Here is a 20,812-nt window from a genome sequence, read left to right as displayed (position 1 = left end):
GGGTACTTATTTTTTGTAATGGGAAGGAATTTAACGAATGCTGTCCCTTGGGAATTTATTTTTGCTGCTGCAATGAGAGGCTTAATTTTTCAATGAGATCCTCGCACCAGGCCAGGTACAGCCTTTCATACTGAGCCCCAAATTGAATGACGGAAATACTTGAGAAATTGGGGTCGCTGGTATCAAATAACTTGAACTGTTCGGAAAGTTCAACCATTTTTCGTTCATAGATAGCCAGCCGTTCCTCATGCTGGACTTTAATGTCCTTTAGCCGTTCAATCATCTCTGCGGGTGGGATCATCCAGGAATTATAAGCCTTTATCAGAAAATCATCCCTTACTTTTTCCACTTCCTTAGGCTCGATGGTCCATTCGGCTAAGGTTGTTTTTCCTGTTTCCGTAATTTCATATACCTTTCGGGCGGGGCGGTAGCTGTGCTGCTCAACACTTATCAGTGTTACCAGCTCTTCCGACTCCATTTTTGATAACTCAGGATATACCTGGTTGCTTCCCGCTTTCCAGAAGGGGGCAAAACGATCGTTCATTTGCTGCTTGATATCATAACCGCTCAAAGGCTCCCGGGCCAGCAGAGAGAGCAAAGCGTAACGAATAAGGCTCAATAAAAACAACTCCTCTTAACATACTTATGTTCTATTTTAATCGAAAACAGGTTTCAGTCCAGCAAAAATATAGGTTAATTTTAACTTTACATCGACAGTGCTATAGGTTATATTTTCCTTAGGTTAATTTTGACCTATGGAAAATATCATACTTAGGAGGCTTTTTTTGATGAAACTTATTTTTCAGGACTCTACATTTTCTTTTGAACTCTTACGCACTATGAGCTACGCTGCGTTCGGCGGAGCTGATGTCGGCGAGTGTCTGGCTACCGCTTATCGAATTACAGAAGGCGATTTTGAAAGCTGGCATACAGAATGGCATACCACAGCGAACCGTATTCAGGCACTGGCTGCGGAGAGCATGAAGCGGGGAGAGCGGGTAAGTGCAAGAGAAGGGCTGCTGCGGGCTTCTAATTATTACCGTACTGCCGAATTTTTTCCTGCATGGCAATCCTGATGATCCCCGTCTTTTGGATACATGGGGGAAGAGCAGAAAGGCTTTCCGGGAGGCTACTGCATTGATGGATTTTTCAGTTGAGCAGGTGGAGATTCCCTATGAGGGAATCACTTTGCCCGGTTATTTCTATCATTTGAACCAAGAGCCTAAACCTGTATTAATTATCCATGGCGGTTACGATTCTACGGGGGAAGAGCTTTATTTCGGGGGGGCGTTGGCGGCGCTGCAGCGGGGCTACAACTGCCTTACCTTTGAGGGACCAGGCCAAGGCGCAGTTATCCGGGAGCAAGCCATTCCATTTCGCCATGATTGGGAACATGTACTTTCCCCTGTCATTGATTATTTGCAGTCCCGGCCTGAAGTCGATCCTGCAAAAATCGCATTGATGGGGATTAGCATGGGGGGGTATCTGGCGCCCCGGGCAGCGGCTTTTGAGCACCGTTTGGCGGCGTGCATTGCAAATGATGGATTGCTAGACTTTCAGGTCGGCGCCCTGAAAGGATTAGTGGACAAGGAGCAGGCGGAACATCCTGACAGCCTGAACCGACTCATAGAGGATTTAATGAAGAAAAATACCAATATGCGATGGGCCATCGAGAACGGTCTATTTACATTTAAAGCATCAACATTTTCAGAGCTGGCTGATAAGACGGAGCCTTTTACGTTGGCGGGTGTGGCACAGAACATTCAATGTCCGATGCTGGTGTGCGAAGCGGAGAATGATCATTTTTTCCAGGGTCAGCCGCAAAAGCTTTACGAAGCCTTGACCTGCGAGAAAACTTACATGCGGTTTACCGCAGAAGAAGGGGGAGAAGAACATTGTCATTTCGGAGCACTGCAGCTTTTTAACCAGCGGGTTTTTACATGGCTGGATGAGGTTATGAGCCGGATTGAATGCCCGGCAGTGTAACTGCCCGAACGATGTCCCGATGAAGGTTCTGAACAGAACGCCGATAATATTGGCGACCATCAGACCGCCCGGTTTTTCCGGGCGGTCTGATGGTCGTTCTAGAAGGGAATGCTTTCGGCTAGAAAGGGGAAGCTATATGAAAAGAAACCCGATGGAAGAAAAATGATTACAGCAGCCGCTGAATGGCCGGTTCAAGATCCATCGGGTCAACTGGGGATTCGTAGCGTTTCACGACATTCCCTTGACGGTCAATGAGAAATTTGGTGAAGTTCCATTTGATTTCGTCATTATCAAGCGCCGCAGGATCACGCTCCTGGAGCATAGTGTGCAGCAGTTTGCCGTTTGAATCCGTGGTATCGAACCCTTCGAACCTTGCCTGGTCTGTGAGATAGGTGAATAGAGGGTGTTGATGCTCCCCTTTGACATCCAATTTCTCGAAGATTGGGAAGCTGACCCCGTAGTTGATCTGACAAAATATATTAACTTCTTCATTAGTGCCCGGCTCCTGTTCCCCGAACTGGTTGCTGGGAAAACCCAGAATCTGCAGTCCCTGGTCTTGATACTTCTCGTACAGCTTTTGCAGATCTGCATATTGCGGGGTGAAGCCGCATTTGCTGGCAGTGTTGACAATGAGCAGAACCTTATCCTTGTATTGCTCCAGGCTGGTTTCCTTGCCCCGTATGCTGCGTGCACTATATTGATAGACACTCATTGCTGTTTCAACCTCCATATCATACAACATATTAATTTATAGTAATTTAATTGTACGCAACTAAATTTAAATAGTCAATAATCTAGACTAATTTTACTGTATACGAAGTTGTTGGATAATATTATACTTAAGAGAACTAACCGTTTCTTTCAGCAGGAAAGTTCTCCCCACACTAACAAACTCAGACAAAAGAATATAATTGCTGGAGGAAATTGAATGAGCACTACGGAACTTACTAGCCAACTATCCAGTTATGCAGGAAGACTGCTTCGGGAGCGATTCGGGAAGGGACCCGAGTCTATACATGCTTCCATCGGGAAGCAGTGCATAGCACTGCATATACGGAATTTTATCGGCCCTGTAGAGCGGTTTTTGCTTAACAAGGAAGAGGAACAGGCTTTTCGGTATACAAGGGAGCTATTGATGAAATCCCTGCTTCCCGAGCTTTCAGCTTACCTGAAGGACACGATGGCTATTGAGGTCGGCGAGCTTTTTTATGATTGGGGGATACATAACGCTTCAGGAATAATCGTTGCGCTTATCAAAAATGATGATGTAGCCATTGACGATTATGCTGGACGGGATGAGGTTCATGCCCAAATTAACGAAGTAAGCAGAAAGGTGCAGAAGGAGCCGGTACATACCGATTCCTGGTGGCTGGGTCCCCGCACCCTGATAATTAAGCGTGAAGGCATTCTGATTCCTCTGGAGAAGGAACTGATCGGCCTCGGTTATGAGAACACGCTCAAAACAACCAAACGCAAGATGGAAAAACGATACTTGGAGGATACCACCACGATTGCACCGATGCTTGGCAAGGAGCTTGCTGACATCTACGTGGATTGGGATTTCGACAAAGATACCAGCGTAATAGCCTATACTTTTCTGTAATCACCATATATGAGGCGGAAATGAGTCGGACATGCAAATGAGCCGAACATGAGCCGGAGAAGGGGGAATGGTCCCTTTCTTCGGCTTTTTATTTTTTTTTTGCGGCTGTCTCATCAGAGGGTTTACGCTGGACATTTAGGGGGACAAGCTGGTGATAGAATACAAGCAGACAGTGCTATACGTAGAAGATAATCAACTCAACATGGCCTTGATGCATCATATCTTCAAAAAAAACCTGCCTTCTGTACGATTGCTGAAAGCGGAGACGGCAGCGCTTGGTCTGCAGATCGCCCGGCAGATGCTGCCGGATCTGATTATTCTGGATATTGGTCTGCCCGACCTGAATGGATATGAAGCTATGGACCAGCTCAAGAATGACGAATTAACCCGTCCGATACCCGTGCTGGCGATCAGTGCCTTTGCCCAACGCTCGGACATCGAACGGGCCCAAAAATCAGGTTTTTCCGGATATATTACCAAACCCTTTCAAGTGAAGGCCCTGACAGAGGCTGTGGAGAAGCTTTTAGCCGGAATTGCGTGATGCTGTAGACATTTCATGGGAGAGGGAATGAAGCAGCGATAGGTGTGGATCTGGGGAGAACTCCGCCTGAAAAACGGTTTGGTTCAACTGAAACCAAGCTTAGATTACCATTTGACTTTCGCCTAATAATACAAGATATTTATATTGAAGATTTTATATAAAATTCTTGCGTTTGATACTCCACAAACGGGCGGTGACTACATGTTAAGACAGCAAGCACAAGGATATTCCCACTTTGAGCATGCGTGTAAAACGGGAGTGGTTGGAGTAGCGTTCCTTTCCGTTAACGGGCAATGGACCAGTGTGAATCCGGCTGTAACTTCGCTGCTGGGATTTACGGAGGAGCAGCTCCTGTCGCAACATCTCAGAGAGCTTGTATGCGAGGATTCATTGGAATTATATACAGCGATGGTGCGGGCTCTGGATGCTGGAGAAACTCCTTTTGCCCAGTATGCAATCCATTTGTCCTCCGCCTCCGGGACGCGGGTGCCGGTGCAGCTGCATATGACGCTTATCAGCGAACCTTCGACTGGAGAAAAGCTGTATTATTTAATCCATATCGCTGAGCTTGCTGCCGGAGAACCGGCGGATGAGCCGCTTTCGCCTGTGGACAAGCTGTACCGGCAGATTGTGGCCAACATCTCGGATGTGGTCTATTATGCGACTTCGGACAATATCTGCAGATATTGCTCGCCTTCGGTAAGCGAGGTGCTGGGCTATGAATCGGAGCAGCTGGTGGGCCGGGACATCCGCAGGCTGATCCATCCCGATGATTTAGCGGCGCTTCATTTCCCCGAAGCTCAAGACTTTTATAGAGCCCAGATGCGGGTTCTGCATACCGACGGCCGTTATCTGTGGATTGAATTCACGCTTCGGCTGATTGAAGAAGGCACGCAGTACAGTGTGCTCGCCGTAGGCCGTGATGTCACAGAACGCAAGATTGTGGAACAGAAGCTGCAGGAGTCTGTAGAACGGTATACTTCCCTGAAGAAGTATAACCATGACGCGATTATTTCCCTTGATCTCGAGGGAAGGATCATCAACGGGAATGAAAAAGCCTGCCAGCTTACAGGCTACAGCATCCCGGAGTTGGCCGGAATGAATGTGGGCCGGATCATCGGGGCAGAGCATCTTGGGGAAGTCATCACCTATTCCAAAGAAAGCAGCACAGCAGAAGTGAATATCGACCACATTTGGCATCGGGAAGGGTACTCTGTTGAGGTGCTGACGACGATTGCACCAATCATTATCAACCAGGAGACGGTGGGCTTCTATATCATCGCTAAGGATATTACCGACCAGAAGAAGCTGCTGATTGCCAAAGAGGCTGCGGAAAAAACCAACCGGGCCAAAAGCGAATTTCTGGCCATGATGAGCCATGAGATCCGCACGCCCATGAACGGTGTGATCGGAATGACCGACCTGCTGCTGGAAATGAGTGAGCCGGGTTCGCTGCAAAGAGAATATCTGGATATCATCCGTCAAAGCGGGGACACCCTGCTTGCGATCATCAACGATGTGCTGGACTTTTCCAAAATCGAGGCCGGGAAAACCATTCTTCATGAGGAGCCGTTTATGCTTATGCCCTGTGTGGATTCAGTGCTTGAGCTGATGCAGCACAAAGCTGATAAGAAGGGCTTGAAGATTGAGGTCAGCATCGGTCCGGATGTGCCGGAGCAGCTGATCGGCGATAGTGAAAGACTGAAGCAGATCCTGCTCAATCTGGTGGGAAATGCCGTGAAGTTTACCTACACTGGCGGGATCAAAGTGACGTTGCGGGCACTGAGAAGAGCTGAGGGAAGAGTCACGCTGGAATTCACCGTGGCGGATACAGGTATCGGCATTCCCGAGAGCTCCCGCGGCCGGCTGTTTGAGCCCTTCTACCAGTTGGATCATTTCATGAACCGGCGGCATGAAGGGACGGGTCTGGGACTGGCGATCACCAAGCAGCTTGTGGAGATGATGGGGGGAACAATCGCTCTGGATACTACGGTAGAAACAGGGGCGTCTTTTGTGTTCACAGTGAAGCTCCGGGAGGAAAGCGGCGGCTTACCGGATGCCGCAAGCGGCAAGGCGGGGGACGAAGCACCCGCAGGGGAACGGTCCCTGCGGATTCTGGTCGCGGAGGATAATGAAATCAATCAGATTGTGCTGCGTAAAATTCTGGAGAAACGCGGTTATTCCGTCGATGTTGCGGGAGACGGGCTGCAGGTGATGGAGATGGCCCGCGACCGGAGCTATGATCTTATTTTTATGGATGTGCAGATGCCGCGCATGAACGGTCTGGAAGCTACGCAGGCGATCAAAGAAACACTGCCGCCGGACAAGCAGCCGGTCATTATTGCCGTGACGGCCAATGCCCTCAAAGGGGACCGTGAGCTGTGCCTGGCCGCCGGTATGGATGAGTATATCAGCAAGCCGCTTAGAAGCGAAGCGATTACGAATATCGTCGGTAAATTTTTCTGAGGCAGGTTATGTTGTGCCTGGTAAAAGGGAATTCACCGGATGCTTCGGTAATTCACTGTGTTAAAGCTGGGGTGCGGTGAATAAATATCTTGCATGTGGTTCCTATTTTGATTAAGATAGCAGAAACTGGTGCATTTGAGGTGCCAGCCATAATGAAATGACGATGACGGAGAGAGTAAGCGCGGGGAACGGATCTTAACAGGGAAGGTGTGCCGGAGACTGAGAGCACCCTCAAGAGACGGTTTGCGCTGAAGTTCACTTCCGAGTCGGCCCCTGAAGTACACTGCTGCAGCAGGTATGCGTAGGGAGGCCCGCGCTCCGCGTTAACGGGTGTAAGACAGAGTTGATTCCTGCCTGAAGGGTTTGATTTGCCTAACCCTCAGAAGTGATTGATTTCTAAATTAGGGTGGTACCACGGCTCCTCGTCCCTTGCGACGGGGGGCCTTTTTGCGTTCATGTATCAAATACATTTTATAAAAAGGAGTGGAAGGTAATGAGCAACGCGGAATTGGAAGGGCTGAGAGCCCGCCTGGATGAAATCAATGGACAACTGCTGGAGCTAATCTCCGAGCGGGCCCAGGTCGTACAGGAAATTGGAGTTGTAAAAGAAAAGCAGGGTGTGCCGAAATTCGATCCCGAACGGGAAAAACAGATGCTGGAGAAGCTGGTGGCAAGCAATAAGGGGCCTTTCACAAGCGGGACCATCCGCACCCTTTTCAAGCAGATTTTCTCCGCATCGCTTGATCTGCAAAGTACGGATCATAAGAAGTCCCTGCTGGTGGCCCGGAAAAACCACGCCGAAGATACAGTAATCGTTCTGCCGGGGGGTGTAACCGTTGGTGGACTATCTTCGCTGATGGTTGCCGGACCCTGCTCGGTAGAGAGTGAATTGCAGACCCGTACCGTTGCCGCAGCGTTGCAGAAGGCCGGGGTAAAGGTTATGCGCGGCGGAGCCTTCAAACCCCGCACCTCTCCTTATGACTTCCAGGGGCTGGGAATGGACGGCCTGAGAATTCTTCGGGAAGCGGCCACAGAATACGGTCTTCTGACCATTAGTGAAATTGTTGACCCCCGGCATATTGAAGAGGCGCTTGATTACGTGGATGTGATCCAGGTTGGCGCGCGGAATATGCATAACTTCGAACTGCTCAAGGCCGTGGGGGAAGTGAACAAACCGGTACTGCTGAAGCGGGGATTGTCCGCGACGCTGGATGAGTTCGTTCATGCGGCTGAATATATTATGTCACGGGGCAATATGGAGATTATGCTGATTGAACGCGGCATCCGCACCTATGAGAAATCGACCCGCAATACTCTTGATATTTCCGCTGTGCCTATTCTCAAGCAGGAATGCCATTTGCCGGTGCTGGTCGATGTGACTCACTCTACCGGACGTAAGGACATTCTGATTCCATGCGCCAAGGCTGCGCTCGCTGCTGGCGCTGACGGCATCATGGTGGAGGTGCATCCCGATCCGGCCACCGCGCTGTCTGATGCTGCGCAGCAGTTGAATATTGATGAATTCAATACCTTCTTCAATGAAGTCAAGGCTTCGGGACTATACCGCTGAATCCGCTGAACCCAGAAAATTTCAATATATAGAATTTGGACGGATAGGACAGAAAAAGCGAGAATATCGTCATAAATAACGCTTACAACACCAGATTGAACTTTTGTGGAGGGTATGGCCGGTCAAGTACAATGAGTAACATTGGCGTTGCACCGGGCCCGGACTTTTGTAGAAAGTCCCGAATACCATACCCAGACACAGGAGGAATAAGGTTTTGAAGCAGCTTAGTTTGAAGCACGTGTGGTTTTCCAACACACGAAGCGATGTTCTATCGGGGATGACCGTGGCCATTGCCCTGATCCCGGAGGCGATAGCCTTTTCCATTCTTGCCGGAGTCAGCCCGATGGTGGGTTTATATGCCTCATTCTGCATTGCAATTGTTACGGCATTTGCCGGAGGAAGGCCCGGCATGATTTCGGCGGCCACCGGGGCTATGGCTCTTTTGGTCGGCAGCCTGGTGCTGAATCACGGCATAGAGTATTTATTCGCAGCCACGGTACTGGCGGGAATCCTGCAAATTGTAATGGGGATGCTGAAGCTGGGGAGATTTATCACCTTTTTGCCGCAGCCGGTCATGACCGGGTTTGTCAATGCGCTGGCGATTCTGATCTTTATGGCGCAGCTGACTCATTTCAGCGGACAAGGCTGGGTGATGTATGCGCTAGTGGCGCTTACGCTGCTCATTATCTATACCGTTCCGCGGTTCACCAAGGCGGTGCCTTCGGCGCTTGTGGCGATTATAGCAGTGTCCGTGCTCAGCATCGTGCTTCAACTGGATGTGAGGACCGTTGGCGATATGGGAGACATCTCCTCGGCACTGCCGGTATTCCATCTCCCGCAGCTGCCGTTTACCCTGGATACGCTGCTGGTTATTTTGCCCTACTCCCTGTCGCTTGCCGTTGTCGGACTGCTGGAATCGCTGATGACCGCGACCCTCATTGATGACATTACGGGCACCGGAAGCGACAAAAACCGTGAAGCAAAGGGACAGGGGCTGGCGAACATTGTCACCGGCTTCTTCGGAGGTATGGCGGGCTGTGCAATGATCGGCCAATCCATGGTCAATATGAAATCGGGCGGACGAACCCGGTTGTCCACTTTTGTATCGGGGATATTCCTGCTGTTTCTGATTCTGGTCCTGGGCGATGTGGTGAAGCAGATCCCGATGGGAGCCTTGGTCGGAGTGATGTTCATGGTTTCGATCAGCACCTTTGAATGGAAGTCGCTCACTTCATTGCCGAAGGTTCCTTTAAGCGATGCTCTGGTGATGCTGGTCACCGTCGTTACAGTGGTTGCTACCGACAATCTTTCGATAGGCGTGCTGTTTGGTGTCCTGCTCAGTGCTCTTGCCTTTGCCTGGAAAATCGCCTCCATCCGCATGACCGTTCATACGGCGGCGGTTTCCACCCAGTATATGGTGCATGGCCAGCTGTTCTTCGGCACGACAAGCCAGTTCATCCATCAATTTATGGTGGATAGCGACCCGGACCAGATTATCATCGATTTCACCCATTCGCATATATGGGATCAGTCGGCGGTAGGCGCAATTGCTAAGATTATGTCCAAGTATGATGCGTTAGGCAAAAAAGTAACCCTTACCGGACTGAACGAAGAAAGCGCGCAGCTCATGAAGCGGATCGGGCTGTCGCCGTCCGGCGGCCATTAAATTAGTTATTGTGAGGAAAAGGGGCTGTCCCAAATGCCGGAAAAATGGCTGCTGGGGCGGTCTTTTTTATGATTTGGAAATCATGATTTCTTAGGTGAACAACTGCAAGTTGGGAAAAGGGAACTTATTCCCCCTACAAATCAACAAACCGGAGAGCAGCGGGAGGGTGCCGTACAGCTTTCCAAAGGGTTGTACTATTGGTATGATTACAAAGAATGCGAAGTCTACTACCGATTATTATGGAGGAATTCACAATGAGTACACACACACTATCCGGGATCATTGACCACACCCTGCTGAAGGCGGATGCCCGTAAAGAAGATATCATCAAGCTGGCGGAAGAGGCCAAGACCTATAAATTTGCTTCGGTCTGCGTGAATCCGGCCTGGGTTGCTACAGCCTACGGAGTTTTGAAGGACACGCCTGAAGTGAAGGTCTGCACCGTTATCGGGTTCCCGCTGGGTGCTTCGACACCGGAAACTAAGGCATTTGAGACCACGAACGCGATTTCGAACGGTGCGGGGGAAGTGGACATGGTTATCAATATCGGCGCACTGAAGGACGGTGACAATGAGCTGGTGAAGCGGGATATCGCTGCAGTTGTCAATGCGGCCCGCGGCAAAGCGCTGACCAAAGTGATTATTGAAACCTGCCTGCTTACGGATGAAGAAAAAGTCCGTGCCTGCAAGCTTGCTGTAGAAGCCGGAGCCGACTTCGTAAAAACGTCGACCGGCTTCTCCACCGGCGGCGCAACGAAGGAAGACATCGCGCTCATGCGTGCCGCGGTTGGCCCTGACATCGGCGTCAAAGCTTCCGGCGGCGTGCGCAGCGCAGAGGATGCGCTGATCATGGTTGGCGCAGGGGCAACCCGCATCGGCACCAGCGGCGGGGTGGCTATCGCCAAAGGCGAGCAAAGCCAGAGCAGCTACTAACACCATACTTTCCATAAAAAAGCGGCTGCGGCCTCCTTGTATCAAGGATGGGGCAGCCGCTTTTACTTTAAATATAGCAGTCTCTCCAGTGTTAAAATGTGCGGATTTCTAAATCACTGTTCTCAGCTGGTTCATATTTGTGCTAATATAAACTTAAACATTATAACATTATAATCTTTAAGTTGAAGCAATCTCAGGTTTGAATTTTCTTAATCCGGGGATGAAGAAGGAGATGGGAACAAGTGGGCACAGAGAATGTGCTGCGCAATTTGCAGCTGGTTGACGGGCGGACGGTTGACATCGCCATTCGGGACGGAATTATCAGCGCGATTACACCGGCAGGCCAAGCTGAAGGAAAGACAGTGCTGGACGGCTCCGGGCTATACGTATCCAGCGGATGGATTGATTTGCATGTGCATGCCGTGCCGGAGCTGCATCCTTATGGCGATGACATTGATGAAATTGGTGTAAAACAGGGAGTAACAACCCTCGTCGATGCCGGGAGCTGCGGTTCGGACCGAATCGGGGCTTTTTATGCTGAAAGCCTGCTCACTGCTACCAATGTGTTGGCTTTTCTGAATATCTCCCGCATTGGTCTGGAGCGTACGGATGAGCTCTCGCAGCTGAAATGGATTGACCGGGACAAGGCTGTGCAGGCGGCAGCGGCTTATCCTGATTTCATTGTGGGGCTGAAGGCGCGCATAAGCCAAAGTGTTGTCAAAGAAAACGGCATTCAGCCGCTCAAGCGGGCCCGGGCGCTGTCGGGTGAGACGAAGCTTCCGCTGATGGTGCATATCGGCTCCGCTCCGCCGGATATCTCCGAGGTGCTGGAGCTGCTGGAGCCGGGGGATGTCATTACCCATTATCTTAACGGCAAGTCCAATAATTTGTTTCATGCGGATGGTACGCCGCTGCAAGGGCTGCTGGATGCAGCCGCCAAGGGAGTTCATCTGGATGTGGGTCATGGCACCGCGAGTTTTTCCTTCCGGATTGCGGAGCAGGCCAAAAAGGCAGGCATTGCGCTGAATACGATCAGCACCGATATCTACCGGGGGAACCGGCTGAACGGGCCGGTGTACAGCATGTCACATGTGCTGTCGAAATTTCTCTATCTGGGCTACAGCCTGGAGGAGGTAATCTATGCGGTCACCCGGAATGCGGCATTGTGGCTTAAGAGGCCCGGGCTTGCAGACATCAGTGTAGGGCAGCAGGCGAATCTGACATTGTTTGCCCTGGAAGAAGGCCGGAAGGAACTGACGGATTCGGAAGGCGATGTCCGGGTTGCGGACCACTATATTGAGGCTAAAGGAGTCTTTGCAAATGGGTCACTCATTACATGCTAGATATGGACTGAAACGCGTAATTAACGCCAGCGGAAGAATGAGCATCCTTGGAGTCTCTGCTCCAACGGATACTGTCATGGAAGCGATGAAGCGAGGCGGACAGCAGTATGTGGAGATCGCGGATCTCGTGGATAAATCGGGGGATTACATTGCCCGGCTGCTCGGGTCGGAGGCGGCGGTTGTCGTGAATTCGGCATCCAGCGGCATTGCGCTGTCGGTGGCGGCGGTCGTAACCGGCGGTGATCCGCGGCTCAGCCTCCGCCTGCATCAGGAGCCGGTGCTGAAGAATGAAATCATTCTGCTGAAGGGCCACAATGTGCAGTACGGCGCTCCGGTGGAAACGATGGTTTTCCTGGGCGGCGGCCGGGTGGTGGAAGCGGGATATGCCAACGAAGGCCGCAAGGAGCATATTGAACAAGCCATCTGTGACCGGACTGCAGCCATCCTCTATATCAAATCCCATCATGCCGTCCAAAAAAACATGATTTCCGTGGAAGAAGCCTGGGAGGTTGCCGAGCGCAGTGGAGTTCCGCTGATTGTCGATGCGGCTGCGGAAGAGGATCTGCGCAAATACGTCCAATATTCCGATCTTGCCATCTACAGCGGCTCCAAAGCCATTGAAGGCCCAACCTCGGGAATCGTCGCCGGCAAAAAGAAATATGTCGAATGGGTAAAGGTACAGCTGCACGGAATCGGCCGCAGCATGAAAGTCGGCAAAGAGACCACCTTCGGGCTGCTCCAGGCGCTGGAGGAATACCAGGATAAGGCTGACAACAGTGAAGTGGAGAAAAAAGCGCTTGAGGCGCTCCAGCCGCTGGCCGCACTTCACGGAGTTTCGGTCCGCATCGTGCAGGATGAAGCGGGCAGAGCCATATTCCGGGGACGCATCCAGATCGATGCCTCCGCAGCTGGAGTGGATGCAAAGACCGTCAATGACCAGCTGCGCGAGGGTGAGATCGCGGTGTATACCCGGGACTATGGGGTGAAGCAGGGATATTTCGATATCGATCCCCGGTCTTTGCAAGGGGATGATCTTCAGGTGATCGTAAGCAGAATACATGAAATTGTGGAGGGCAAATAGAATGAGTCAAATTCAGCAGCGTTGGTACAGAAACAGAGCCGCACTTAACGTGCTGGCAGGCAGTATTGAGAATGCCAGGGAGGTCTATGCGGCTGCGGAAGGGCATGTTCTGGTAGGCGTGCTCTCCAAAAATTACGCGACAGCGGAGGAAGCCGCAGCAGCCATGACAGAATACGGCCAGGCCATTCAGGATGCCGTATCCATCGGACTGGGGGCCGGCGACAACCGCCAGGCGGCGGTTGTGGCGGAGATTGCGAAGAGCTACCCGGGAAGCCATATCAATCAGGTGTTTCCGGCGGTAGGGGCAACCCGCGCCAATCTTGGGGCCCGGGACAGCTGGATTAACAGCCTCGTTTCTCCCTGCGGGCAGGCGGGTTATGTGAACATATCAACCGGTCCTGTCAGTTCGGGGATAACACCGCAGGCGATTGTTCCCGTGGAGGCCGCCATTGCCCTCGTGCGGGATATGGGCGGCAATGCGCTCAAGTATTTTCCTATGCAGGGTCTGAAGCTGGAGGAGGAATACCGTGCCGTCGCCAAGGCCTGCGGAGAAGCCGGATTTGCCCTGGAGCCTACAGGCGGCATTGATCTGGATAATTTCGGGCCGATTCTGGAAATTGCCCTTCAGGCAGGGGTGCCGCAGGTCATTCCGCATGTCTATTCCTCCATTATTGATGCCGGCACAGGTAATACGAACGTGCAGGATGTCCGCAAATTGCTTGGTATCATGAAATCGCTGGTGGACCAATATGCCTAGGATTGCTGCTTTTGGCGAAGTGATGATGCGGCTGCAGGTGCCGGGCTATGAAACGCTGGTTCAGAGCAGCAGGCTGGAGTACTCTTTTTCCGGGACCGGGGTTAATGTTACGGCAGCGCTCGCCAGATACGGTCATAACGGAGCAATTATTACGACCTTGCCGGAGACTCCGCTAGGCGATGCGGCTGTCGCTTATCTGCGCAAGCTGGGGATCGATACATCTCTGGTCAGCCGGGGCGGCAAACATCTGGGGATGTATTTTCTCGAAAATGGCTTCGGCGTCCGCCCCGGCAGGGTCACCTATACAGACCGGCTGGGGAGCAGCTTCAACACCGCAGCGGTGAGCAATTATGATATGGCTGCTCTGGCTTCCCGTATAGATGTCCTTCATTTGTGCGGCATCACGCTGGCTATGAATGAGGATGTGCGCAAGCAGATGAAGCGGCTCGCTGGAGAGGTGAAAAGCGCTGGGGGAAAGGTCGTCTTTGACTGCAACTACCGCCCGTCGCTTTGGGGTGCGGACGGCTATGCTCTTGCCCGCCCGCATTATGAAGAGCTGCTGCAGCTGGCGGATACCGTGATGATGAATGAGCAGGATGCGCAGTTTATTCTTGGCATCGGAACGGGAGAATATGATAGAATAACACAGTTGAAGCATGCCATTCCCGAAGTGGCGGAGCGCTTCGGCATCGGAACAGCAGCGGGAACCCACCGCGAGATTAACGATAACAATACGCATTCTTTAACCGGATATATTTATCATCAGGGCAGGTTCGAGTTTTCCCGGAAGCTGGCCTTTCCCGTGCTCGACCGGATCGGCGCCGGAGATGCTTTTGCCAGTGCCGTCATCCATGGGGAATTGCAGAAGTATCCGCCGCAGCAAACGGTCAATATGGCCGCGGCGGCGGCAATGCTGGCTCATACCATTGTAGGAGATACTGCACTTTTTACAGAGGGTGAGGTGCTCCGGGCGCTGTCGGAACATACCCTGGATGTTGAAAGGTAGTGAACGGCCCGTGTCCCTGAAACGCAAGCAAGGTCCTTTATATCAGCAGATCCAAAAAATCCTCAAAGACCGGATTCTGCACGGCATCTATCCGCTGGGCAGTATCATTCCTTCCGAGCCGCTGCTCGAAAAGGAATTCGGGGTCAGCAAAATGACCGTCCGCGGCGCTGTCCAGGCGCTGGCGCAGGAAGGTTATGTGCAGAAACGAAGCGGCATCGGCACGATAGTTACCCGCAATACCTCTTATCAAAAGCTTTCCAAGGGCAAGAGATTTACGGAGCTGCTGGTAGAGGAGGGCCATAGGCTTGAAAAAAGACTGCTGTCCTCCGAGTTCATTGTGAACGAAGCCGGGACGGAGGAATACAACCGGTATGGACCCTACTGCCAGCGGATCGAACGTCTGTATATTCTGAACGGACAGCCGTATATTCATCTGATGCACTTCCTGACTGCAGCTGCGCTGCCAGAAGGCGGGGCCAACGAGATGGATACGGATATCCAATCGCTCTATGACTCCCTGGAGGAGAACAACATCGTGCTGGAGAATTTTAAAGACCGCTTCTTTGTGGAGCCGGCTGCTGCCGAAGCCTGTCTGCTGCTGGAGCTGCCTCCGGGCACACCAGTGCTCAAGCGCCTGCGCAACTCCTACGACGGGGAAGGCCAACTGATCGAACACAGCATTGGCAGCTATAATACCGCGCTTCATCATTACCTGGTCAGCTACGATGCTTAAGGCCGGTTGTGAACAGATAGACTGGTCAGATAGATGGGTTTCGAAGACAGACAGCTAAAAAATAGGCAAGTTGAAAAGAATGACGAATTAAGCGTATGACGAAATAAGCGTATGGCAAAACAAGCGTGACGAATTAAGCGTATGACGAATTAAGTGTATGGAGAGATATGATGTGGGGCAATGCTTCCTGTCAGGCTCCCGCCATTTGCGGCGGGGGCCTTTGTGTGCGAAAATTAGCAGATAACGTTCGGTGATACATAAACGCGTGTGAGGAAATGAGAGGTAAAAGTGCCTTGGAATTCGGCGGAAGCGAGGGTATGGTGAAACAAGAGGTAAAGTACCTTGGAACGGTGGATACGGGGATATGGTGAAACAAGAGGTAAAAATAACTTGGAATTCGGTGGAGGGCGGGCTACATCGCTCGTTTCAAGGAGTTGGTGTAAATGAGTAACATTTCTTCTCGGGGCTTCGCTAGCGGGCTAAGTGGATAGTTACAACGGGAGGAATTTGCAGGAGCCAGTGAAGGTTAAGGGGAGACGTTCATTCAAACCAATTTTGCAAGCGGTTTCCTAAATGTTTAATAAGCTTAATTGACTGTTTTGACTAAAATAATAAATCACATTGGATTAATGAGAATTTTTTCTTCCCAAATGACATGGTTTGTGAGAGAATAGGTACAATTCTTAGTTGTTAAGGTTTACCATTACACATTTAAAGGGAGGAAAACCCATTGTCAGAAGACCGCAAGCTGTCCTTTGAAACGTTAGCCGTGCATGCAGGCCAAGAGATTGATCCGACTACCTTTGCACGTGCAGTGCCGCTGTACCAGACCACTTCTTATGGATTCCGAGACGCCGAGCATGCGGCCAATTTGTTTGGGCTGAAGGAATTCGGCAATATTTATACGCGTCTTATGAATCCGACCACCGATGTGTTTGAGCAGCGGCTTGCCGCGCTGGAAGGCGGAGCGGGTGCGCTTGCGACAGCTTCCGGGGCAGCGGCGATTTCTTTTTCCATCCTTAATATTGCCGGGGCCGGAGATGAGATCGTCTCTTCAGCAAGTCTGTATGGCGGCACTTATAATCTGTTCTCAACAACACTTCCCAAGCTGGGAGTTAAGGTGCATTTTGTGGATTCCGACAACCCGGAGAACTTCCGCAGTGCAATCACGGACAAAACAAAGGCGCTCTACGCCGAAACGATCGGCAATCCACAGGGAAACGTGCTGGATATCGAAGCTGTCGCAGCCATCGCCCATGAGCATGGAATTCCGCTGATTGTGGATAATACGTTCCCGAGTCCGTACTTGCTCCGTCCGATTGAATTTGGGGCGGACATCGTTGTCCATTCAGCTACTAAATTCATTGGCGGACACGGAACATCTATCGGTGGCGTGATTGTGGACAGCGGCAAGTTCGATTGGAAAGCGAGCGGCAAATTCCCCGGCCTGACTGAGCCGGATCCAAGCTATCATGGTGTGGTGTATACGGAGGCTGTAGGGCCGATTGCCTATATCATCAAAGCACGGGTGCAGTTGCTGCGTGATTTGGGCGCAGCGATTTCGCCGTTCAACTCCTGGCTGCTGCTGCAAGGGCTTGAGACTCTGCACCTGAGACTAGAGCGCCACAGCCAGAATGCGCTGAAGGTGGCTCAGTATCTGGACCAGCATGAAGCAGTGGAATGGGTCAGCTATGCCGGATTGCCGAGCCATCCTTCCTATAAGCTGGCCCAGAAGTATCTGCCCAAGGGACAAGGGGCAATTCTCACCTTTGGGATCAAGGGTGGAGCGGCTAACGGTGTTAAACTGATTGAGAACGTAAAGCTGTTCTCCCACCTGGCCAATGTCGGTGATTCCAAATCGCTGATTATCCATCCGGCGAGCACCACGCATCAGCAGCTATCGGATGCGGAGCAGATTACAGCAGGGGTAACCCCGGAATTGATCAGGCTCTCCATCGGCACGGAAGCCATCGACGATATTCTCTATGATCTGGAGCAGGCTATCGCGGCCAGTCAACAGTAATCAACACGTCAATAACAAATGACATTAACTAATAGCATCTAATAGCTTCTAATGCCAGACATATACAAGCAGGATTACGTCTGGCGGTATAAGATTTTTTTACCCGGATTCAATATCAGTATCAGGAGATCCGGATTCATCGCATCGTGCAGTCCACTGTTCATATACACAACCGTTCACCGGAAGAGGAGCGGGGTATTTGGATAGTGGCTTTTTGCTGATCTGCTGCAATACTAACTCATATCGCTTGCCCTGTAAGCATATGCCTAAAAAGGGTGGAGCGGCGGCAGAACGTCATTGTTCTCCTGATTTGTTGCCCCTGTTTAATTGGTAACGCTTGCATATTTTGCTTAAGGTTCCCGTATTTATAAAATGAGTGTTATCCCATGCCGGCGGCAGCATCAAGCCAAGAGAACACCGGCAGTAATCCAAAGCTAAAAAAGGTGGGTGCGGAGATGAAGGGTGAACGTGAGCAGGATCAAAACCGGAGTAAGGATGAGCGCCCGTTCAAGTATCTTGCCGGGGACCGGACCATTGGGGTGGAGATGAGCCAGTCAGCGACAGTGGCTTCTGCGGCTGCGGAGTTTATTGCTGAAGGAGAACGCGCAAGTGTAAGGGAGCCGCTGAACCGTGCTTATTTCAGACGTCCGGGAGAACGTCCGGCTTTTCTTGTGCTGCGGGATGGGCGTGAGGAACGGCCAACTCTGCGGGAGGATGCCGGAGCCATGCCGGCAGGCCCCTGTCTGATCCGCAGCGGCGAATGGCTGCTTGCTCCTGAGGTGAACGGGCTCTATGCCAGCTGGCTGTTCAGCGAAACTGTGGAGCAGGAGGAGCGGATTCTGCAGCGGATCTACTACCGGCTGCGCGCATCGGCTGCGGCGCTGCTGGATTCGGCGGACGGTCTCTGGGCCGCCGTCATGCTGCCCTTTATGCCGGAGCTGGCCGATCAACCGGCCAGGCTGGCTGCGCTGCAGGATGCGCAGCTTGAAGCGCTGTTCGCGGCGGTCGCTGAGCGCCAGCGCCTGGGCGGCGACTGCCGCGTGGACCTGCTGGCGCCGTATCCCGCCAGCGCAGCCGAATTCGCGGCGCAGCGCGAATTCATCGAGGGCGTGGCCGAGCAGACCCTCGGCCACGCTTACGCGGCGGCGTGCCGCATCGGGGCGGTGATTCCGCCCGATGTGGAGCGCACCGCTGCCGGGGAAATCGCGCGCATCGCCGATTTCCTGGTGCTGGACGGCGCGGCGGGCGAAGCCGCGCCGGAGGACGCCGCCGGAGGCTTCGCCCAGGCGGCTGAAGAGATCCTGGCCGCCGCGCGCAGCGTGAAGCCGGCGGCGGCACTGCTCGCCGCGGGGGCACCGGCGGCGTACGCGCTGGCCGATCTGTACCGGATCGGCCTGAGCGGGATCTTTTGCAGCGCGGGCCAGCGGACCGAGGCGCTGCTGAGGGCAGCCTGCCTGACGTGGATCGCCCGGCAGGATCATGCGGATACTGCCGCCGGAGGAAGGCTGTAGCGGCCTGGCCGTCCACCCGTCGCCCGATCGTCCATACGTCTGCGGCCATGCACCCGTCTGCCTGTCCGGGTGGGATGTTCTGCTCCGAACGGAACAATAGTAATGGGACTATTCCTCTAGCCTGCAGTCCGGAAGCTTTTCATAAAAGCCAAAACCCCGATTTCTCCTGCATTCAAAGCAACGGAGAAATCGGGTCTCTTTTTATTTAGAAGTATGATTTTTGTTTTTGTGAGTAACGCAAATCGGTCTAAGGACGAATTTTTATAGAAACAACGGCAGAAATGCCGTTGTTGAAGCGCCAGCGGCACGGTTGCCTCGAAACAACGGCAGAAATGCCGTTGTTGGAACGCCAGCGGCACGGTTGCCTGGAAACAACGGCAGAAATGCCGTTGTTGAAGCGTCAGCGGCACGGTTGCCTGGAAACAACGGCAGAAATGCCGTTGTTGGAACGCTAGCGGCACGGTTACCTCGAAACAACGGCAGAAATGCCGTTGTTGAAGCGCCGCAGGTCGCTTTGTTCGTGTGATGGGGCTATGAGGGATAAACAGTACTTATTTCGAGTATCAAAAACAGCAACGCTCCTCTTGCTTATACATTCCTGTTTAAGTATTTCTACCGGAGACCCGCTCCTATGTCCCACTCCCAGCTCTGCTCTAGCCCAACTGCACAGTAGCGCCAGCGGGAATCCGGCGGGCTTGATCCTCTGCCGTAACCCATACATCCACTGCGGACGGATTATAGACGAAGGACCGGGAAGCGGAGAAGCGCAGCCCCCGGACAGCGGCCAGATAGTCGGCGATCTCGATATTTGTGGCATACCAGATATCTTTACGGCCGCCCATCATGCTGGCGAATTGCTCTAATTCCCCCCAGTTATTGTTATCGTTGAATTCATAGCTGTGCCCCCAGACATACAGGAGCTGCATTCGCGGGTATTTAGGCTTCTCCTCCAGGAATTGCTGTCCAAGCGCCAGCATATCGCGGTGATGACAAGTGGGATGCCAGGCCAGCAGGTTGTCCGGCAGGGTGAAGCCGCCATGGGACCGTACGGTTCGTGAATACTCGATACCCAGTGCAGGAAGCAAGCTCAGCACATCGTCATTGTAATCACCGAACGGATAGGACATGCCCCTTACGGGATACCCGGCGATTTGCTCCAGCTGCTCACGGTCCTTCAGAACCTCACCGGCAATGCCTTCACGGGGGGTCATGGAAAGAAAGGGATGAGTGCTGGTATGCGCGGAAATTTCATGCCCTTCATAGAGGGAGGCCACTTCTTCCCGGGTGATATAGCTGTCCTTGCCAAAGAATCCCGAATTCAAATGAAAAGACCCTTTCAGGCCATGCCGGTTCAGGATCGCAACCAGCTGTCTGTCATAGACTCTGCCGTCATCCCAGCTTAGTGTGAGCGCTTTCGCAACTCCGCCCGGGAAAAGATCAAGTTTGATTTTCATAACATTGTGCCCTCCTGATTATTCAATAGCTTTCATTATGAAGAATGCCAGAGTCGGCAGGGATTGGCAAGTCTTGTTCATAGAAGGAAAACCGTCGCTTAACTTCAATGAGGTCACAAAATAGGCATTTCAGGCAGCAA

18 protein-coding genes are annotated in these 20,812 nt (G+C 52.2%); 15 read left to right on the top strand and 3 right to left on the bottom strand.

Annotation, left to right across the window (positions count from 1 at the left end):
• Nucleotides 1–55 precede the first annotated feature (55 nt).
• The gene (locus BLQ82_RS24495) at nucleotides 56–619 is read right to left on the bottom strand and encodes a PadR family transcriptional regulator (RefSeq protein ID WP_062522869.1); all 564 of its coding nucleotides are present in this window, start codon (nucleotides 617–619) and stop codon (nucleotides 56–58) included.
• Nucleotides 620–788: 169 nt separating this feature from the next.
• On the opposite strand from BLQ82_RS24495, the gene BLQ82_RS32840 reads away from it, so the two are divergent.
• Together BLQ82_RS32840 and BLQ82_RS24490 are read left to right on the top strand one after the other, a co-directional pair.
• Nucleotides 789–1,076: a hypothetical protein gene (locus BLQ82_RS32840; RefSeq protein ID WP_244280988.1), complete on the top strand. Its 288-nt coding sequence runs from the start codon at nucleotides 789–791 to the stop codon at nucleotides 1,074–1,076.
• Nucleotides 1,077–1,140: 64 nt separating this feature from the next.
• The gene (locus BLQ82_RS24490; protein WP_244280987.1) at nucleotides 1,141–1,986 is read left to right on the top strand and encodes an alpha/beta hydrolase family protein; all 846 of its coding nucleotides are present in this window, start codon (nucleotides 1,141–1,143) and stop codon (nucleotides 1,984–1,986) included.
• Between the two features lie 166 nt (nucleotides 1,987–2,152).
• Here BLQ82_RS24490 and BLQ82_RS24485 read toward each other — a convergent pair whose 3' ends face one another.
• Nucleotides 2,153–2,698, bottom strand: coding sequence for a glutathione peroxidase (locus BLQ82_RS24485; RefSeq protein WP_062522870.1), 546 nt, complete (start codon nucleotides 2,696–2,698; stop codon nucleotides 2,153–2,155).
• Between the two features lie 216 nt (nucleotides 2,699–2,914).
• Here BLQ82_RS24485 and BLQ82_RS24480 point away from each other — a divergent pair, with 216 nt between their 5' ends.
• From BLQ82_RS24480 to BLQ82_RS24420, 13 genes are all read left to right on the top strand, one after another.
• On the top strand, nucleotides 2,915–3,589 hold the full coding sequence (locus BLQ82_RS24480) for a Na-translocating system protein MpsC family protein (protein WP_025705325.1): 675 nt from the start codon (nucleotides 2,915–2,917) through the stop codon (nucleotides 3,587–3,589).
• Nucleotides 3,590–3,740: 151 nt separating this feature from the next.
• A complete protein-coding gene (locus tag BLQ82_RS24475) occupies nucleotides 3,741–4,130 on the top strand; it encodes a response regulator (RefSeq protein WP_074648606.1) in 390 nt (129 codons plus the stop codon).
• 201 nt (nucleotides 4,131–4,331) lie between these two features.
• Entirely contained in the window at nucleotides 4,332–6,596 is a 2,265-nt protein-coding gene (locus tag BLQ82_RS24470) for a PAS domain-containing hybrid sensor histidine kinase/response regulator (RefSeq protein WP_062522874.1), read from the top strand.
• A gap of 493 nt (nucleotides 6,597–7,089) precedes the next feature.
• Complete coding sequence (locus BLQ82_RS24465) at nucleotides 7,090–8,166, top strand: bifunctional 3-deoxy-7-phosphoheptulonate synthase/chorismate mutase (protein ID WP_062522876.1); 1,077 nt, start codon at nucleotides 7,090–7,092, stop codon at nucleotides 8,164–8,166.
• Between the two features lie 214 nt (nucleotides 8,167–8,380).
• Nucleotides 8,381–9,832 (top strand): SulP family inorganic anion transporter, encoded by a 1,452-nt coding sequence (locus tag BLQ82_RS24460; RefSeq protein ID WP_280140379.1) that lies wholly within the window; start codon nucleotides 8,381–8,383, stop codon nucleotides 9,830–9,832.
• 254 nt (nucleotides 9,833–10,086) lie between these two features.
• Nucleotides 10,087–10,764, top strand: coding sequence for a deoxyribose-phosphate aldolase (gene deoC, locus BLQ82_RS24455; protein ID WP_062522881.1), 678 nt, complete (start codon nucleotides 10,087–10,089; stop codon nucleotides 10,762–10,764).
• A gap of 242 nt (nucleotides 10,765–11,006) precedes the next feature.
• The gene (locus BLQ82_RS24450; protein WP_062522883.1) at nucleotides 11,007–12,107 is read left to right on the top strand and encodes an amidohydrolase/deacetylase family metallohydrolase; all 1,101 of its coding nucleotides are present in this window, start codon (nucleotides 11,007–11,009) and stop codon (nucleotides 12,105–12,107) included.
• Nucleotides 12,085–13,188 carry a DgaE family pyridoxal phosphate-dependent ammonia lyase gene (locus BLQ82_RS24445; protein ID WP_062522885.1) on the top strand — a complete coding sequence of 368 codons (1,104 nt, stop codon included), beginning with the start codon at nucleotides 12,085–12,087 and terminating at the stop codon, nucleotides 13,186–13,188. Before BLQ82_RS24450 ends, BLQ82_RS24445 begins: the two co-directional genes overlap by 23 nt.
• 1 nt (nucleotide 13,189) lies before the next feature.
• Nucleotides 13,190–13,945, top strand: coding sequence for a 2-dehydro-3-deoxy-phosphogluconate aldolase (gene dagF, locus BLQ82_RS24440; protein WP_062522887.1), 756 nt, complete (start codon nucleotides 13,190–13,192; stop codon nucleotides 13,943–13,945).
• Entirely contained in the window at nucleotides 13,938–14,951 is a 1,014-nt protein-coding gene (locus tag BLQ82_RS24435) for a sugar kinase (protein WP_062522889.1), read from the top strand. Before dagF ends, BLQ82_RS24435 begins: the two co-directional genes overlap by 8 nt.
• Nucleotides 14,938–15,684, top strand: a complete 747-nt coding sequence (locus BLQ82_RS24430) for a GntR family transcriptional regulator (protein ID WP_208810724.1) — start codon at nucleotides 14,938–14,940, stop codon at nucleotides 15,682–15,684. Before BLQ82_RS24435 ends, BLQ82_RS24430 begins: the two co-directional genes overlap by 14 nt.
• A gap of 730 nt (nucleotides 15,685–16,414) precedes the next feature.
• On the top strand, nucleotides 16,415–17,707 hold the full coding sequence (locus tag BLQ82_RS24425) for a homocysteine synthase (RefSeq protein WP_062522893.1): 1,293 nt from the start codon (nucleotides 16,415–16,417) through the stop codon (nucleotides 17,705–17,707).
• A gap of 386 nt (nucleotides 17,708–18,093) precedes the next feature.
• Complete coding sequence (locus BLQ82_RS24420) at nucleotides 18,094–19,218, top strand: hypothetical protein (RefSeq protein WP_074648604.1); 1,125 nt, start codon at nucleotides 18,094–18,096, stop codon at nucleotides 19,216–19,218.
• Between the two features lie 653 nt (nucleotides 19,219–19,871).
• Here the strand turns inward: BLQ82_RS24420 and BLQ82_RS24410 are convergent.
• Nucleotides 19,872–20,672, bottom strand: coding sequence for a polysaccharide deacetylase family protein (locus BLQ82_RS24410; RefSeq protein ID WP_062522897.1), 801 nt, complete (start codon nucleotides 20,670–20,672; stop codon nucleotides 19,872–19,874).
• Nucleotides 20,673–20,812: the final 140 nt, after the last annotated feature.

Source organism: Paenibacillus jilunlii (genome assembly GCF_900102965.1).
GTDB lineage: Bacteria > Bacillota > Bacilli > Paenibacillales > Paenibacillaceae > Paenibacillus_AQ > Paenibacillus_AQ jilunlii.
This window is presented reverse-complemented; position numbering and strand designations above follow the sequence as displayed.

Bases quoted from the DNA above. Each gene is read 5' to 3' on its own strand.
- BLQ82_RS24445 (WP_062522885.1), top strand. From the start codon at position 12,085: ATGGGTCACTCATTACATGCTAGATATGGACTGAAACGCGTAATTAAC.
- BLQ82_RS24470 (WP_062522874.1), top strand. From the start codon at position 4,332: ATGTTAAGACAGCAAGCACAAGGATATTCCCACTTTGAGCATGCGTGT.
- BLQ82_RS32840 (WP_244280988.1), top strand. From the start codon at position 789: ATGAAACTTATTTTTCAGGACTCTACATTTTCTTTTGAACTCTTACGC.
- BLQ82_RS24490 (WP_244280987.1), top strand. From the start codon at position 1,141: ATGGATTTTTCAGTTGAGCAGGTGGAGATTCCCTATGAGGGAATCACT.
- dagF (WP_062522887.1), top strand. From the start codon at position 13,190: ATGAGTCAAATTCAGCAGCGTTGGTACAGAAACAGAGCCGCACTTAAC.
- BLQ82_RS24420 (WP_074648604.1), top strand. From the start codon at position 18,094: ATGCCGGCGGCAGCATCAAGCCAAGAGAACACCGGCAGTAATCCAAAG.
- BLQ82_RS24430 (WP_208810724.1), top strand. From the start codon at position 14,938: ATGTTGAAAGGTAGTGAACGGCCCGTGTCCCTGAAACGCAAGCAAGGT.
- BLQ82_RS24435 (WP_062522889.1), top strand. From the start codon at position 13,938: ATGCCTAGGATTGCTGCTTTTGGCGAAGTGATGATGCGGCTGCAGGTG.
- BLQ82_RS24485 (WP_062522870.1), bottom strand. From the start codon at position 2,698: ATGAGTGTCTATCAATATAGTGCACGCAGCATACGGGGCAAGGAAACC.
- BLQ82_RS24465 (WP_062522876.1), top strand. From the start codon at position 7,090: ATGAGCAACGCGGAATTGGAAGGGCTGAGAGCCCGCCTGGATGAAATC.
- deoC (WP_062522881.1), top strand. From the start codon at position 10,087: ATGAGTACACACACACTATCCGGGATCATTGACCACACCCTGCTGAAG.
- BLQ82_RS24410 (WP_062522897.1), bottom strand. From the start codon at position 20,672: ATGAAAATCAAACTTGATCTTTTCCCGGGCGGAGTTGCGAAAGCGCTC.
- BLQ82_RS24480 (WP_025705325.1), top strand. From the start codon at position 2,915: ATGAGCACTACGGAACTTACTAGCCAACTATCCAGTTATGCAGGAAGA.